The following is a 14789-nucleotide window of genomic DNA, read 5'->3' on the forward strand; positions in this document are numbered from 1 at the left end:
TCTCCCACACGGGGTCGCGCACCCCCGTCTCGGGTCTGCCCAGGTGTCCCACGGTGTGGAAACCACGCGGTGTCGTGCCGGCGTCACCCGTCCGTGCTTCCCACTACGTGAACACCGACCCTCGGGACATTGCCCCGGCGCACCAGTTCAACCCATTGAATGACGACTGTCGAATGAGTCAGAAAAACCGGGCCGCACGCGTTCGCACGGTCAATAGCCAGCCCGCACCGAAAGACACCGCGATCGCGACCGCGGCCACCAGGAATGCTTTCACCTCGGCCGGGAACGGCAACGGCCGGGCGGCCACCGCGAGCACGATGAGCACCGGCCCCTGGATGAAGAACGCGGCGAACGCGCCCCGCGCGAGCGCCGCCACCAACGGGCCGTCGCGGGTCAGCCGCCGTTGCGCCCAGCCGAGCAGCCACACCGACCCGCCGACCACGAGCACCGCCTCCACCACGGCGAACAGCAGCGCCTGCCACCGCCAGCCGCCGAGGAACGGGCCCGCCTGCCCGGCGAGGTCGGACACGCCGAGGGCGACCGCGGTCACCGGCACGGACACGATGGCCAGCGCCGCGACCACCCGGCTGCCGCGCCACATCCGGTCCGGCACCCGCTGGGCCAGGCCCGACCGCGCGCCCACGATGCCCACCCCGAACATGGCGATCAGCTGCGGCCACCACCAGACGTGCAGGTCGCCGATCTGGCCGCTGCGCGCCGGGAACCACAGCCGCACCGCGAACGTGCTCACCACGACGCCGGCGGTGACCGCGACTAGGTGGCCGCCGGTCAGCACGACCGGCGTCACGCGCGGCCTGCCGAACAGCGCGTAGGCGACGGAGAACACCAAGAGGATCTCGACGAACCACAGCGAGCCCGAGTCCAGCAGCGGGTCGCGGTGGGTGAACACCCACCACGGACTGACGTCGTGCCCGGCGGCGCGGTAGGCCACCCACAGCGTCAGCGGCCACACCAGCAGCGCCGACAGCGCGAACGGGACGCCGAGGCGGACGAGTCGGTCCCGGACGAACCGGCGGGTGCCCTTCCGGGCCACCGACTCGGGGGTGAACAGGCCGGACAGCAGGTAGAAGGTGCCCATCAGGAACAGCCCGGACGGTCCGAGGACGGCGGCGAGCACGGCCTCGACGTGGGGCTCGAAGGTGACCTCGTTGACCTCGTCGTACGGCCACCCGCCCACCGCCGAGTACCCGAGGAGCGCGTGCCCGCCGATCACCCAGGCGACGAGCAGCACCTTCAGGTTGTCCACCGCGGCCAGCCGGGACCGCTGCCCCACCTCTGCGGTCATCCTCCCAAGGTAACTGCTCCGGGCGGCGGCAGGCCGGGTGAATTCGGCGGGTCCGGGGGTCGCGGCCGGCCCGCGTTCGACCGCCACGTGGCCTTCGTGACGACGGAGAACCCCAGCGACTCGTCCCTGCTCGGTCGCGCTGGGGGTCATCGGCAGCGCCGGGAACCCGTTGACCACCGCGCTCAGCAACGCCCGGCCGACGCCGCGCGAGCGCTGCTCGGGCAGGGTCGTCACGCAGTACACGCCGACCGCGTCGTCCGCCTCGGCGGTCAGGCACGCCCCGGCCACGACGCCGTCACGCCGCACCGCGTGCAGCCGGAAGCCCTCGCGGTCCTTCAGCGCGAGGGGCCGCGCGTTGCCGGTGGGGGAAGCCCGGCAGCGGGAAGCCCTCGACCACGACCTGCTCGGCGACGTCGTCCGGGTCGGGATCCGGTCGCACCGCGAGCACCCGCAGCAGGGTCGGACCGCTCATCGCGAGGAACGCGTCGCCGCTGATCAGGACGTGCCCGCGGGTGCGGGCGAGGGCGGTCGTCAGGACGGCGGCGTGGCGCACCGCGAGTCGCAGCGAGGCGGACACGGGCCGGACCCTGTTCGGCGCCTCGGGTCCCTTCCGCCTCGCTGCGGCGGTCCGCTCACCGTCCGGCGAGCAGTTGGTCGAACGGCACGAACCCGTTGCCGGCGGGTGTGACCGGAGCCCGGCCGACGAGCAGGTCGGCCAGCTCGCCCGCAGCCCGGTCGACGCGGCCGGGCAGCCCTTCGGCGCCCCAGTCGGACGACGCGGCGTACACGCCGGTCGGCACCACGACCGCCCTCAGGTAGGCGAACAGCGGCCGCAACGCGTGGTCGAGCACCAGCGAGTGCCGCTCGGTGCCGCCGGTCGCGGCGATCAGCACCGGCTTGCCCGCCAGCGACTCCGGCTCCAGCACGTCCACGAAGGACTTGAACAGCCCGCTGTAGGACGCGTTGAACGTCGGCGTCACGGCGATCACCGCGTCCGCGCCGACCACCGAGTCCACCGCCTCGCGCAGCCGTGCGCCGGGGAACCCGGTGACGAGGTTGTCCGCGATGTCGCGCGCCACGTCCCGCAGGCGCACGGTGCGCACCTCCAGGTCGGGCACGAGCCGTTGCACGGCCTCGGCCAGCCGGGTCGCCAGCAGTTGGGTGGACGACGGCGTCCCGAGGCCGGCCTCCACGACCGTCAGCGTCGTCATCGGGCGTTCGCCCCCGAGGTGGCGGCCTTCAGCAGCGAGGCGTGGGTGGGCGCGTCCGGCACGTCGGCCGGGCGGCCGACCGCGAACTCGCGGCGCAGCGTCGGCACGATCTCGCCGAGCAGGTCCAGCTGCTCCAGCACCGTCTTCAACGGCAGGCCGGCGTGGTCCATCAGGAACAGCTGGCGCTGGTAGTCGCCGAAGTGCTCCCGGAAGGTCAGCGTCTTGTCGATGACCTCCTGCGGGCTGCCGACGGTCAGCGGGGTCTGCTCGGTGAACTCCTCCAGCGACGGGCCGTGCCCGTACACCGGGGCGTTGTCGAAGTACGGCCGGAACTCGCGGACGGCGTCCTGCGAGTTGCGGCGCATGAACACCTGGCCGCCGAGACCGACGATCGCCTGGTGCGCGGCGCCGTGGCCGTAGTGCTCGAAGCGCTCGCGGTAGAAGGCGATCAAGCGCTGGAAGTGCTCCTTGGGCCAGAAGATGTGGTTGGCGAAGAAGCCGTCGCCGTAGTAGGCCGCCTGCTCGGCGATCTGCGGGCTGCGGATGGAGCCGTGCCAGACGAACGGCGGCACGTCGTCGAGCGGGCGCGGGGTCGAGGTGAACGACTGCAGCGGCGTGCGGTGCTTGCCCTCCCAGTCCACCACGTCCTCCCGCCACAGCTTGCGCAGCAGGGCGTAGTTCTCGATGGCCAGGTCGATGCCGTCGCGGATGTCCTTGCCGAACCAGGGGTACACCGGGCCGGTGTTGCCCCGGCCCATGATCAGGTCGACCCGGCCGTCGGCCAGGTGCTGCAGCATCGCGTAGTCCTCGGCGATCTTCACCGGGTCGTTGGTGGTGATCAGCGTGGTCGCGGTGGACAGGATCAACCGCTCGGTGCGCGCCGCGACGTAGCCGAGCATGGTCGTCGGCGACGACGGGACGAACGGCGGGTTGTGGTGCTCGCCGGTCGCGAAGACGTCCAGGCCGACCTCTTCGGCCTTGAGCGCGATGGCGACCATGGCCTTGATGCGCTCGGCCTCGGTCGGCGTCCGGCCCGTAGTGGGGTCGGGCGTCACGTCGCCGACGGTGAAGACACCGAACTGCATGGCCACTCCTCGATCAGGTAGTTGCGCTTTCAACTAACTTGCACAACCGTACCGGGTCGCCGGCTATTCCGGTGTTGTCTGGTGGCGCGGAGCACGCCAAGGTGTGTGCCACGGGTCACCTATGGGGGAGGCACGGCACGGTGATGCACCGCACTGGGGCGTACGGCGCTGGGCACGGCACGGGGCAGCACGAGCTGGTGCGACGTGCCGCGGAGATCGTCCCGGTCCTGCGCGCCCACGCCGCGTGGGGTGACGAGAACCGCATGCTGCACGAGGCGTCCCTCGAGGCGATGGCCGACGCGGGCGTGCTGCGGTTGCGGGTGCCCGCCGAGCACGGCGGCCACGAGGCGGACCTCGCCACGGTGGTCGGGGTGATCGCCGAACTGGCTCGCGGTGACGGGTCGGCGGCGTGGACGGCGGCCGTGTGGGCCCTCTCGACCTGGGTGGTCGGCCGGTTCCCCGACGACGTCCGGTGCGAGGTGTTCGCCAAACCGGACGTGCGGGTGACGGGCATCCTCAGCCCCACCGCGACGGCCGACCCGGTCGGCGGCGGCGTGCTGGTCAACGGGCGGTGGGCCTTCACCACCGGCGCGCCGCAGAGCCACTGGACCACCAACGCCGCGGTGCTGCTGCCCGACCGCGCGCCGGTGGCGTTGGCGATCCCGCTGGTAGACCTGTCCGTCGTGGACGACTGGCACACCACCGGGCTGCGCGCGACCGGCAGCGTGACCACGGTGGCGAAGGACGTGTTCGTGCCGGCGGAACGGGTGCTGCGCCTCGATCCCGTGCTGCGGGCCCTCCCGGGCGCCGCCGCGCCGATGTTCCGCGCGCCGTTCACGCCGGCGGCCTGCGCCACGGTCAGCGCGCCCGCGGCCGGCCTGGCCCGCGCGGCGGTGGACGCGGCGCGGGGGTCGGCGTCGGGGTTGCGGGAGGCGACCGTGCTCGCCGACGAGGCGGAGTTCCACTCCCGCCGTGCCGCCGCCGTGGTCGACCTCAAGGCCGCCGGCGGCGAGGAGTGGACGCCGGAGGACCGCGCCGGCGTGCGCCGGGACCTCGGCGAGGCGTGCTTGCGGGCCCGGGACGCGGTCGACGTGCTCGCCGGGGACAGCCCCGCGCTGCACCGCGTCCAGCGCGACGCGCACGCGCTGAACCTGCACGCGATCCTGCACCCCAACGCCAACCTGGAGCGGTACGGCCCGGTGTTCCTGGGCAGCCGGCCGGAGGGCTGACGCCCCGCTCCGCCCGACCTACCAGGCGAACAGCAGCGTGTGCAGGTAGCCGAGGCCGAACGCGATCGTCCCGTGCGACATCGGCCAGCCGAGCAACTTCGGCGCCACGGCGGGCGTCAGGTGCTCTTGCCGCACGGTTTCCCCCGGCGGCAACCACTGCGACCGCACCACCCGCAGCGTGCCGGCCAACGACACCGCCAGCATGACGACGAGCACGATGCGGATGAGCGGTGGCGCGGTGCCCCCGGTGAGCGGCAGCAGGTTCCACGCGGCGAACAGCACGCACGCCAGCACAGCCCGCAGCCGCCACTGGTCGGCGTTGACGTCCCGGGTCGCCGTGCGCCGCGTCAACGGCGCCAACACCGCGGCCAGCAGCACCGTGATCGCCATGGCCGGCACCACGCGCAGCCCGCCACCGGCTACGACCTGGGCCAGCGGCGCGGCGGCGGTGAACGCCACGAGCCCGAGCGCCACCCTCATGGAGTACTCCACCCGCAGCGGACCCCGGAAGCGGTCCGGCGCGACCGGCACGGTGACCGGCGCGGCGGCGAGGCCGCGCAGTTGCGCCTGGAGCAGGGCGTGGTCCTGCCGGCGGAAGTCGATCCACTGGTGGCGGCGCAGCCCGCGGTCGTCCTCGGGCAGCTCCAGGCTCGTGGCCTGGACGAACACCGCGCCGGGCCCGAACACCTCGCGGGCGTGCGCCAGCGAGGTCAGGTCGGAGCGCAAGCTGACGACGATGAACGTCCAGTGCGGATCGGTGCGGTCACGGTGCAGGCCCGCCTGTTCGCACGCCGCGAGGAGCTGGGCGGCGATCGGTGTGTCGGCGGGCCGGCTGCGCACGTCGAAGGTCTCGGGTGGCCCCGACGGCAGCGGCGCGGGCGCCGGGACGAACCGCCGGCCGCCGCGTGGCTGGTCCTCCCCCGTCGGCATCCTCAGGTGGAGCGACCGCGATCGGCGGATCACCCCGAGCCCGATCACGGCGGCGACCAGTCCGGCGAGGTAGGGCCAGGCCGCCGAGGTCGCCCGCAGCGGACCGGGGTCGGGGAACGTCTCGTAGGCGTGCAGCTGCGTCTGCAGGCCACCCACCGTGAGGGTCAGCGCCAGGGCCGCCGCCGCGCTCAGGAAGCCCACGAACAGCGCCTCGGCGGACACCGTGCGGCGGACCAGCTTGACCGGCAGGCCGACGATCGCGAGCGCGACCATCGCGTTCAACACCGCCAGCGCCAGCGCGAACTGCGCGTACCGCGACTCGTGGATGCTGCGCGGCGCTCGCGCGGCAGTGCTGAACACGTCGTACAGGTGCCGGCCGAACACCGCCCCGACGACCAGGCCGACCAGGCACAGCAGCAGCGCCAGGTGGACCGACGCGACCGGCCAGGCGATCGGAACCGACCGGTGGCCGGTGGGTGGCAACGCGGCCAGCCGCCGTGCCGCCCTCCGGCAGTCGCCGCGCAGGTCGTGCACCGGGAACGACGACAGCTCGTCCGGCAATCGCGTGCGGCGCACCAACGCGATGTGGATCGGCTTGCCGGCCGCCAGCGCGCGCTGCCACTCATCGCGGACGTAGGGCGATCGCAACGCGGCCGGCGAGGCCACGAGGACCAGCGCGTCCGACTCGTCCAGCGCGGTGTCGATGGCCGCCGACCAGTCGGTGCCGGGGCGCAGGTTCGCCACGTCCAGCCACGGGCGGACGAGCCCGGTCGCCCCGAGTTCGGCGGTGAGCGCCTCGGCGAAGTAGAAGACGCGCCGGGAGTAGCTGACGAAGACCCGCGGGGATCCGGTGACCACGCACCGACCCTGCCACGGAGGGTGGTCCCCGTCACCGCATTCGGCGTGCGACCACCACCGCCGTGTCGTCCCGCCGCCACCGCACCTCGACCTCGCCGAACCCGGCTGCCCGGAGCGCGTCCACGTGCCACGACGCGGGCGGGTAGAAGTCGGCCGACTCGACGTCCGCCCGGTCGCGCGCGGCTTCGGCCAGCGCCGGGTGCGCCAACGCCTCGGCCCACCACTCGTGCCACCCGGCCAGGCCGTCACCCGACGCCGCCGACGTGCCCTCGGGCATCCGGTCGGCGTTGGCGAACACGCCGCCGGGCGCCAGCACGTCGTGCACCTCCCGGTACAGCTCCCGCAGCCGGTCCGGGCCGAAGCAGTGCAGCGCGGTGCCGGCCACCACGGCGTCGAACTCGCGCCCCGCGCCCCACCCCCGCGCACCCAGGTCGGCCGACACCACCTCGGCCCGGTCCCCCAGCGCGGCACGGGCGATGGCCAGCAGCACCGGGTCGACGTCGAGCACCGTCACCTCGGCGTTGCCCAGCCGTGACGCGATCGACCCCGTCCCGCCCGCGAGATCGAGCGCCCGACGTCCGACGGCGGCGTCCGCCAGCACGGCGAACGCCTCGTGCCGGTGCGGCAGGAAGGGTTCCTGCCGCGCGTCCCACCCGCGCCGCAGCCGCTCGGCGTCGGCGAAGCTCAGCTGTGTCGTCATGCCGCACAGCTTATCGAAAACGATTGTCAGTCGCGTTCGATCAGGTGGCCGACCACGTCCGGACCGGGGTGCGCGTGCCCGGAACCGTCACGGCGCTCGTCCGGCGCGGGCAACTCCACCGGCGACCCGTTCCGCGCCGCACCCGCCGGCCGCGGCCCCACCCAGGCCAGCACCAGGGCCGTCTCGCCCTTCAGGAACCGGTGCGCCCGCACGCCGCCCGTCGCCCGACCCTTCGCCGGGTACGCGGCGAACGGCGTCACCTTCACGCTCTGCCCGGTCGACGTGACCACCATCGGCTCACCGTGCTCGTCGTCGTCCGTGCGCACCGCGCCGAAGAACACCACCCGCGCGTCCGACCCCACGTTGATGCCCGCCATGCCACCGCCGCGCAGACCCTGCGGGCGGACCAGCGACGCCGGGTACCGCAACAGCGACGCCTCCGACGTCACGAACACCAACGTCTCGTCCGCACCGGCCAGCCACGTCGCGCCGACCACCTCGTCACCCTCCTTGAGGGTGATCACCTCGAACTCGTCCGACCGCACCGGCCACTCCGGCGCGCACACCTTCACCGTGCCCGACCGCGTGCCCAGCGCCAGGCCCGGCGACTCGGTGTCGGTCAGCGGCGCGATGCCCACGACCCGCTCGCCCACCTGGAGGTCGACCAGCTCACCGGCCGCCATGCCGCCGCTCAACGACACCGTGCCGCTCTGCTCCGGCAGCACCGGCAGCGGCAGCACGTCGGTCTTGAACGCCCGGCCCCGGTTCGTCACCAGCAGCACCTGGCCGCGCGCCGTCGTGTGCACGGTCGCCGCCACCGCGTCGTGCTTGATCCGCCCGTTGCGCCGACGCGCCTCCGACGACTCCTCCGACTCGGCCGCCGTCCGCGCCACCAACCCCGTCGCGGACAGGATCACCTGGCACGGGTCGTCGGCGACCTCCAGCGGACCGGCGGGCTTCGACGCCGCCAGCACCTCCTTCAGGTCACCGTCGAGCAGCACCGTCCGGCGCTCCTGCTGGAGGTCCTTGGCCACCTTCGCCAACTCCGTCGAGACGACCTTCTTCAGCACGGCCGGGTCGTCCAGGATCTTGCTCAGCTCGGCGATCTCATTGCGCAGCTTCTCCTGCTCCGCCTCCAACTCCAACGAGTCGTAGCGGGTCAACCGGCGCAACGGCGTGTCCAGGATGTACGTCGCCTGGATCTCGGAGAGCTTGAACTTCGCCATCAAGCCCTCCTTCGCGGCGGCGGCGTTCTCGCTGCCCCGGATGAGCTTGATCACCTTGTCGATGTCCAGCAGCGCCTTGAGCAGGCCCTCGACCAGGTGCAACCGATCCTCACGCTTGCGCCGCCGGAACCGGGTGCGCCGCGTGACCACCTCGTAGCGGTGCTTGAGGAACACGTCCAGCAGCGCCTTGAGCCCCAACGTCCGCGGCTGGCCCTCCACCAGCACCAGGTTGTTGATGCCGAACGACTGCTCCATCGGCGTGAGCCGGTACAGGTCAGCCAGCAACGCCTGCGGGTTCACCCCGACCTTGCACTCGATCACGACGCGCGTGCCGTTCTCGCGGTCGGTCAGGTCCTTGACGTCGGAGATGCCGGTCAGCCGCTTGGACTTCGTCACCTCGTCGGTGATCTTCTCGATGATCTTCTCCGGGCCGACACCGTAGGGCAGCTCGGTGACCGTGATCGCCTGCCTGCCCCGGCTGCCCTCCAGCAACCCGGTCTCGACCTTGGCCCGCATCCGCACCACGCCGCGCCCGGTCTCGTAGGCCTTGCGCACCTCGTCCAACCCGAGCAGCACGCCGCCGGTCGGCAGGTCCGGGCCGGGGATGAACTCCATCAGCTTGTCCAGCGTCGCATCCGGGTGCGTCACCAGGTGCCGCGCCGCCGCCACGACCTCGCCGAGGTTGTGCGGGATCATGTTCGTCGCCATCCCGACCGCGATCCCCGACGTGCCGTTGACGAGCAGGTTCGGGAACGCCGCGGGCAGCACCGTCGGCTCCTGCAACGAGCCGTCGTAGTTGGGCCGGAAGTCGACCGTCTCCTCGTCCAGCTCCCCGACCAGCAACATCGCCGCCGGCGACATGCGGGCTTCGGTGTTGTGGTTGACGAACCCACCGGCCAGGAACGAGTGGTCGTCGGACTCCACCCGGACCGAGTAGACCTCGGCCGGCTCACACGCCTCGACGTCGGTCACCGCCTCGAAGCGGTAACCCGAGTCCATGATCGGCAGGATCGTCGCCAGGACCTCGGTGTCCTTGATCCGGTCGATGATCCGCAGACGCTCGGTTTCCCACCGTTCGACGCGGTCGAAGTTGTGTTGGGTGAGCCACTTGCGACCACTGCCACGGCGATCGAAGTCCAGAGCCCCGCGCACGTAGTCCGCGACGAACGGCACGCTGTCCGCGCTCAACCGGTGTGCACGCAGCGGAGACCGACGGAGCAACGCGCTCAACACCGTCTGCTTGGTCCTCAGGAACCCGACCCGTTCAGCGAACGCCCGGACATTCCGGAGTCCGGACACGACCAGACGGTGCTCGACCGATCCGCTGGGGCGCGAGTACTGGCGATGGACGGCGATCACACCGAACTCGGCCAGCAGTTCCTGCATCTGCGCGGCCAGTTTGGGGCTGTAGGTCGTGTACTGGATCGTGAAGCTGTTGTCCGCCTCACGACAACCGCCATCACCCTCGAATGCCGCCATCAGGAACGCGCGCTTGACCCCCCAACCGCCGTTCCACACGAACTCGGGAACGAACTTGTCACGCGCCTGGTGACCGATGAATTCGGCCAGCGGACTGTTCCGGAATGCCTCCATCCCGCCGACATAGTCCTGGACATCGATTTCCCGGATCAGTTTTCGGTCACGGCGCGTCTGCCGTTCCGATACGTAGCGCCTACCGCCGACAACCCGGTCGTACGCGTGCAGCACTTCCGAGAAGAAGTGCTCATCGGTGTTGTTGAAGCCCGCGCGGTCCTCACTGGCGAACCCTTCGGACACCCATGCGCCGCCGAGCACGCCCAGCATGTACTCCTGCGCCGTCGGCACTACCTGCGACCAGGCGTTGCGCGCGATTGCGACGACCGCGCCGGGCTGGAGTTCGTCGAGCCGACGCCACTGGAAGATCGGCACGCCCATCGGTGCTTCGAGACAGAGCACGAGGTGGTTCTCGCTGCCCCGCACAGAGAAACCGGACTTCGTGGTCATCCGGATCGTCGGGTGCACACCGGAGTTGAATACTTTGTTGACCCGGACCGCCTTACCGTCCTTGTCCAACACCTCGAAATCCGCGTCGGCTTCAGAGTCAGCCGCGAGGTTCACCAGATCCGCGATACGCGGACTGCTGCCATCCGCGAGCCGAATCCGCGTCTCTCCGATCAAGCAGTAGCGGGACGCGGCCGGGCCATCGTCCGGGGACCCGAAGTTGCCGTGCCCGTCCACCAACGGGGTGTTCAGGGAGAAGTCCTGGGCCAGGCGGACCATCGCGTCGTAGATCGCGGTGTCGCCGTGGGGGTGGTACTTGCCCATGCAGTTGTGCACGACGAAACCGCTGACCACGAACGCGTGCTCGGGGCTCGCCACCTGGATGTCGTAGGTGGTGTCCGGCGCGGCCGGCTCGACGGACACGACGTGCGGGAAGTGCTCGTCGGCCGCGTGCCTGGCGTTGCGGATCACCTGGACCAGGCCGTCCTGGCGCGAGCCGACGCCCGTCCAGCGCAGCAGCGCCACGGCGAGCGCGGCGGCGTCACGGCCGGTGATCGTCAGGGTCGTCGCGCCACGGCGGGCGCGCACGCCCGCGTCGGCCAGCACGGCGTACTCGGCGTCGCCGCCGGGCAGGACGATGTCGCGCCCGTCGCGGACGTGGCCGGACGCGAGGAACAGGCCCGCGAGGAACGGCGTCCACGCCGACCGGTCGCGCAGCACGGCGTCCAGCCGGCCGGTCGCCGCCGCTTCGAGCTCGGCGTGCCGGGCGAAGGTGAGGGTGAGCCGGTCGCCGTCCTTCTCCCGGGACGCGGTGACGTCGTGCGCGATGGCCCAGCCGTGCGCGATGTCGACCGCGTCGACGTCCGTCGACTCCAGCCGCACCCGCCGGTCGGCGAGCACGTCACCGGACGCGGCCACCAGGCCGAGCACGAAACCGGACGCGTCGCCGTCGGCGAGCAGGTTCGCGTGCCGCTCGGAGCCGAAGCCGGCCGTGCGGGCGCCGACGAGGTCGCGCGCGGCGGTCCAGTCGTCGTCGGTCCAACCGTCGCCGGTGTGGAAGCGCTGGCCGGGCGTGACGAGCATCGAGTGGCCGTCCGACCAGGTGACGCGCACCAGGTCCGAGACCGGGTTCTCGTAGACCTCGTTGACCGCGACCGGCTCGCCGCGACCGTCCAGCACGAGGTCGCCGACCTCGATCTCCTCGATCGGCCGCAGGCCCTGCGGGGTGGAGACGAGCGCACCGCGCACGAAGCAGTCGCCGACCACGCGGGACGACTTCACGTACGAGCTGGTCGGGCGGTAGCCCTGCTCGTTCATCGAGAACAGGATCCGGCGGTGCACCGGCTTGAGGCCGTCCCGCGCGTCGGGCAGGGCCCGGGAGTGGATCACCGAGTACGCGTACTCCAGGTACGAGTCCTCGATCTCGGTGGTGAGCGAGTTGTCGAAGACCTGGGCGCCCGCGCGGTCGAAGGCGGACGGGTCGACCCTGGTCGTGGGGGTCTTGCGGCGTGCCATGGTCGGTCGTTCCCTCGTGTGTCAGGCGGGTCAGATGTCGATCGCGGACTGGTCGACCCGGGCGGACGACTCGACGAGCCACGCCCGGCGCGGCTCGACCTTCTCGCCCATCAGCAACTCCAACGCGGCCTCCGCGGCTTCCGCGTCGTGCATGGTGATGCGGCGCACGGAGCGGGTCGCGGGGTTCATCGTGGTCTCCCACAACTCGTCCGCGTCCATCTCGCCGAGGCCCTTGAACCGGGGCACGGGCTTGACCACCGTCTTGCCCGCCTTCTCCAGCCTGGCGACCTTCTGCTCCATCTCGCGCTGGGTGAAGGTGAAGTGGGTCTCCGGGTTGCGGCCCTTGGTCATCACCTTGTGCAGCGGCGGCATCGCGGCGTAGAGCCGCCCGTCCTCGATCACCGGCCGCATGTACTTGGCGAACAGGGTGATCAGCAACGTCCGGATGTGCGACCCGTCGACGTCCGCGTCGGCCATCAGGATCACCCGGCCGTAGCGCATGGTGTTGAGGTCGAACGTCCGGCCGGTGCCCGCGCCGAGGACCTGCACGATGCTGGCGATCTCGACGTTGCGCAGGGTGTCGGCGAGGCTGGCCTTCTGCACGTTGAGGATCTTGCCGCGCAGCGGCAGCAGCGCCTGGTACTCCGACACGCGGGCCATGCGCGCCGAGCCGAGGGCGCTGTCGCCCTCCACGAGAAAAAGTTCGCTTCGCGAAACACCTGTGGTGCGGCAGTCGACCAGTTTCGCGGGCATCGCGGCGCCTTCGAGGGCCGTCTTGCGGCGGGCGGCGTCCTTCTGCTGCTTCTGGGTCAGGCGGACGCGGGAGGCGTCGACGACCTTCTGCAGGACGACCTTGGCCTCGCCCTTGGTGCGCCGGTCCTCGGTCCAGGCCTTGAGGTGCTTCTCGACCACGCCGAGCGCCACCTTGGTGATGCCCGCGGTGGAGAGCTCGTCCTTCGTCTGCGAGGTGAACTGCGGTTCGGGGATGCGGACGTGGACGACGGCGGTCATGCCCTCCAGCACGTCGTCGAGCGTCGGCGGGTCCTCCTTGGGCTTGAGCAGGCCCCTGGTCTTGCCGATGGCGTCCTGGATCGACTTGAGCACCGCGCGTTCGAAGCCGCGGCGGTGGGTGCCGCCGTGGACGTTGCGGATGGTGTTGGTGAAGCACTCGACGATGCGCTCGTAGCCGGTGCCCCAGCGCAACGCGATCTCGACCTCGGCGTGGCGCTCGACCTTCGACCGCATGACGCCGTTCTCGTCGGCCGCGTTCTCGTGGTAGACGCCGTCGCCGGTGATGAGCAGCGTGCCGGTGACCGGCTTGTCGCCGGTGGGCGCGAGGTAGTCGACCATGTCGACCAGGCCGCCCGGGTAGTGGAACGTCTCCTCGCCGATCGCGTCGTCGGCGGCGACGCGCAGGGTGTAGGTCACGCCGGGCACGAGGAACGCGGTGTTGCGCAGCTTCGTGCGGACGGCCTCGACGTCGAGCGCGGCGCCGTTCTCGAAGTAGCGGGCGTCGTGCCAGTAGCGGATGGACGTGCCGGTGCGCTTGGTGCGGCCGGTGACGCGCAGGCCCGACTGGCGGGTGAAGCCGGCGTCGGGGCCGGGACCGTCGAACACGCCGGGCACGCCGTGGGCGAACGACATCTCGTGCGTCTTGCCCTCGCGGCGGACGACGACGTCGAAGCGGTGCGACAGGGCGTTGACGGCGGACGCGCCGACGCCGTGCAGGCCGCCGGAGGTCTTGTAGCCGGAGCCGCCGAACTTGCCGCCGGCGTGCAGCCGGGTGAGGACGAGTTCGACGCCGGACAGGCCGGACTTGGCGTGGGTGCCGGTGGGGATGCCGCGGCCGTCGTCGTCGACCTGGACGCTGCCGTCGGCGTGCAGGGTGACGACGATCTTGGTGGCGTGGCCGCCCACGCCCTCGTCGGTGGAGTTGTCGACCACCTCGGTGAACAGGTGGTTGATGCCCCTGCTGTCGGTGGACCCGATGTACATGCCGGGGCGCTTGCGCACTGCCTCCAGACCCTCCAGGTGGGTCAGGTCGTCGGCCCCGTACAGGATCTCAGCGGTCACCGGGTCGTTCTCCCCAGGTCGTGGCGTGTGTCGAGCGGCGTTCACGGTAGCCGAGCGATGCGCGCGATCCGCGCGGTCCCCGGTGTCCGGATACGGTCGGGCACGTCGTTGGTGTGGTTCACCCGTGATCTTGTCATACTCGAACACAGGTTCGAACATGGAATCACAACGGAGCAGGCCGGCCCGCGGGGTTCCCGCCGGGCCGGGTACCCGTCGCAGGTCCGGCCCACGCCTGGCAAGGGTGTGGCTGGTCGCGTCGGTGCTGAGCGGCGTGCCGTCGACAGTGCACGCACTGTCGACCGGTGGTGACGTTCTGCGGTCGACGCGGGCGGCGGCGTCCTTGCTCGGCGGCACGGGTGTGATCCGCGGCGTGGTGGCGCACCTCGGCGTGTCGGCCTTCTGGACCGTCGTGCTGGCGGCCGTCGACCGGCGGTGGCAGTGGGACGCCCGCACGGGCGCGGTGGCGGGCGCGGTGATCGCGGTGGTGGACCTGGAGCTGGTCGGGCGGCGGTTCCCGGCGGTCCGGGAGCTGCACCGGGCGGCGCAGTGGGCGGACCACGTGGCGTTCGGCGCGCTGGTCGGAGCCGCCCTGCGGTCCACAGTGGACGGGGGTGGAGCAACGCGCCCGACCTCGATCGGGTGAATCCGCGTAGAGTGCTGGCGTTCCCGCGCTGTC

10 protein-coding genes are annotated in these 14789 nt (G+C 71.7%); 2 read left to right on the plus strand and 8 right to left on the minus strand.

Annotated features, from left to right (window positions below; all coding sequences use genetic code 11):
• Window positions 1-178: 178 nt before the first annotated feature.
• From AB0H12_RS23770 to AB0H12_RS23785, 4 genes are read right to left on the minus strand one after another with little or no spacing between them, the layout of a single operon-like run.
• Window positions 179-1612, minus strand: coding sequence for an acyltransferase family protein (locus AB0H12_RS23770; protein WP_499625316.1), 1434 nt, complete (start codon window positions 1610-1612; stop codon window positions 179-181).
• A complete protein-coding gene (locus AB0H12_RS23775) occupies window positions 1602-1883 on the minus strand; it encodes a hypothetical protein (RefSeq protein ID WP_499625318.1) in 282 nt (93 codons plus the stop codon). Before AB0H12_RS23775 ends, AB0H12_RS23770 begins: the two co-directional genes overlap by 11 nt.
• 55 nt (window positions 1884-1938) lie before the next feature.
• Window positions 1939-2517 carry an FMN reductase gene (locus AB0H12_RS23780; RefSeq protein WP_499625320.1) on the minus strand — a complete coding sequence of 193 codons (579 nt, stop codon included), beginning with the start codon at window positions 2515-2517 and terminating at the stop codon, window positions 1939-1941.
• On the minus strand, window positions 2514-3602 hold the full coding sequence (locus tag AB0H12_RS23785) for an LLM class flavin-dependent oxidoreductase (RefSeq protein WP_499625322.1): 1089 nt from the start codon (window positions 3600-3602) through the stop codon (window positions 2514-2516). Before AB0H12_RS23785 ends, AB0H12_RS23780 begins: the two co-directional genes overlap by 4 nt.
• Window positions 3603-3745: 143 nt before the next feature.
• Between AB0H12_RS23785 and AB0H12_RS23790 the strand changes: the two genes are divergently transcribed.
• Window positions 3746-4831 carry an acyl-CoA dehydrogenase family protein gene (locus AB0H12_RS23790; RefSeq protein WP_499625323.1) on the plus strand — a complete coding sequence of 362 codons (1086 nt, stop codon included), beginning with the start codon at window positions 3746-3748 and terminating at the stop codon, window positions 4829-4831.
• 18 nt (window positions 4832-4849) lie between these two features.
• Here AB0H12_RS23790 and AB0H12_RS23795 read toward each other — a convergent pair whose 3' ends face one another.
• From AB0H12_RS23795 to AB0H12_RS23810, 4 genes are all read right to left on the minus strand, one after another.
• Window positions 4850-6619: a TIR domain-containing protein gene (locus AB0H12_RS23795; protein WP_499625325.1), complete on the minus strand. Its 1770-nt coding sequence runs from the start codon at window positions 6617-6619 to the stop codon at window positions 4850-4852.
• Window positions 6620-6650: 31 nt separating this feature from the next.
• On the minus strand, window positions 6651-7319 hold the full coding sequence (locus AB0H12_RS23800) for a class I SAM-dependent methyltransferase (protein WP_499625327.1): 669 nt from the start codon (window positions 7317-7319) through the stop codon (window positions 6651-6653).
• Window positions 7320-7345: 26 nt separating this feature from the next.
• Window positions 7346-11947, minus strand: coding sequence for a DNA gyrase subunit A (locus AB0H12_RS23805; RefSeq protein ID WP_499625362.1), 4602 nt, complete (start codon window positions 11945-11947; stop codon window positions 7346-7348).
• Window positions 11948-12070: 123 nt separating this feature from the next.
• Window positions 12071-14113 (minus strand): DNA gyrase/topoisomerase IV subunit B, encoded by a 2043-nt coding sequence (locus AB0H12_RS23810; protein WP_499625328.1) that lies wholly within the window; start codon window positions 14111-14113, stop codon window positions 12071-12073.
• A 157-nt stretch (window positions 14114-14270) separates the two neighbouring features.
• Between AB0H12_RS23810 and AB0H12_RS23815 the strand changes: the two genes are divergently transcribed.
• Window positions 14271-14756 carry a hypothetical protein gene (locus AB0H12_RS23815; protein ID WP_499625329.1) on the plus strand — a complete coding sequence of 162 codons (486 nt, stop codon included), beginning with the start codon at window positions 14271-14273 and terminating at the stop codon, window positions 14754-14756.
• Window positions 14757-14789: the final 33 nt, after the last annotated feature.

Source organism: Actinosynnema sp. NPDC023794 (assembly GCF_040639675.1).
Lineage (GTDB): Bacteria > Actinomycetota > Actinomycetes > Mycobacteriales > Pseudonocardiaceae > Actinosynnema > Actinosynnema luteola.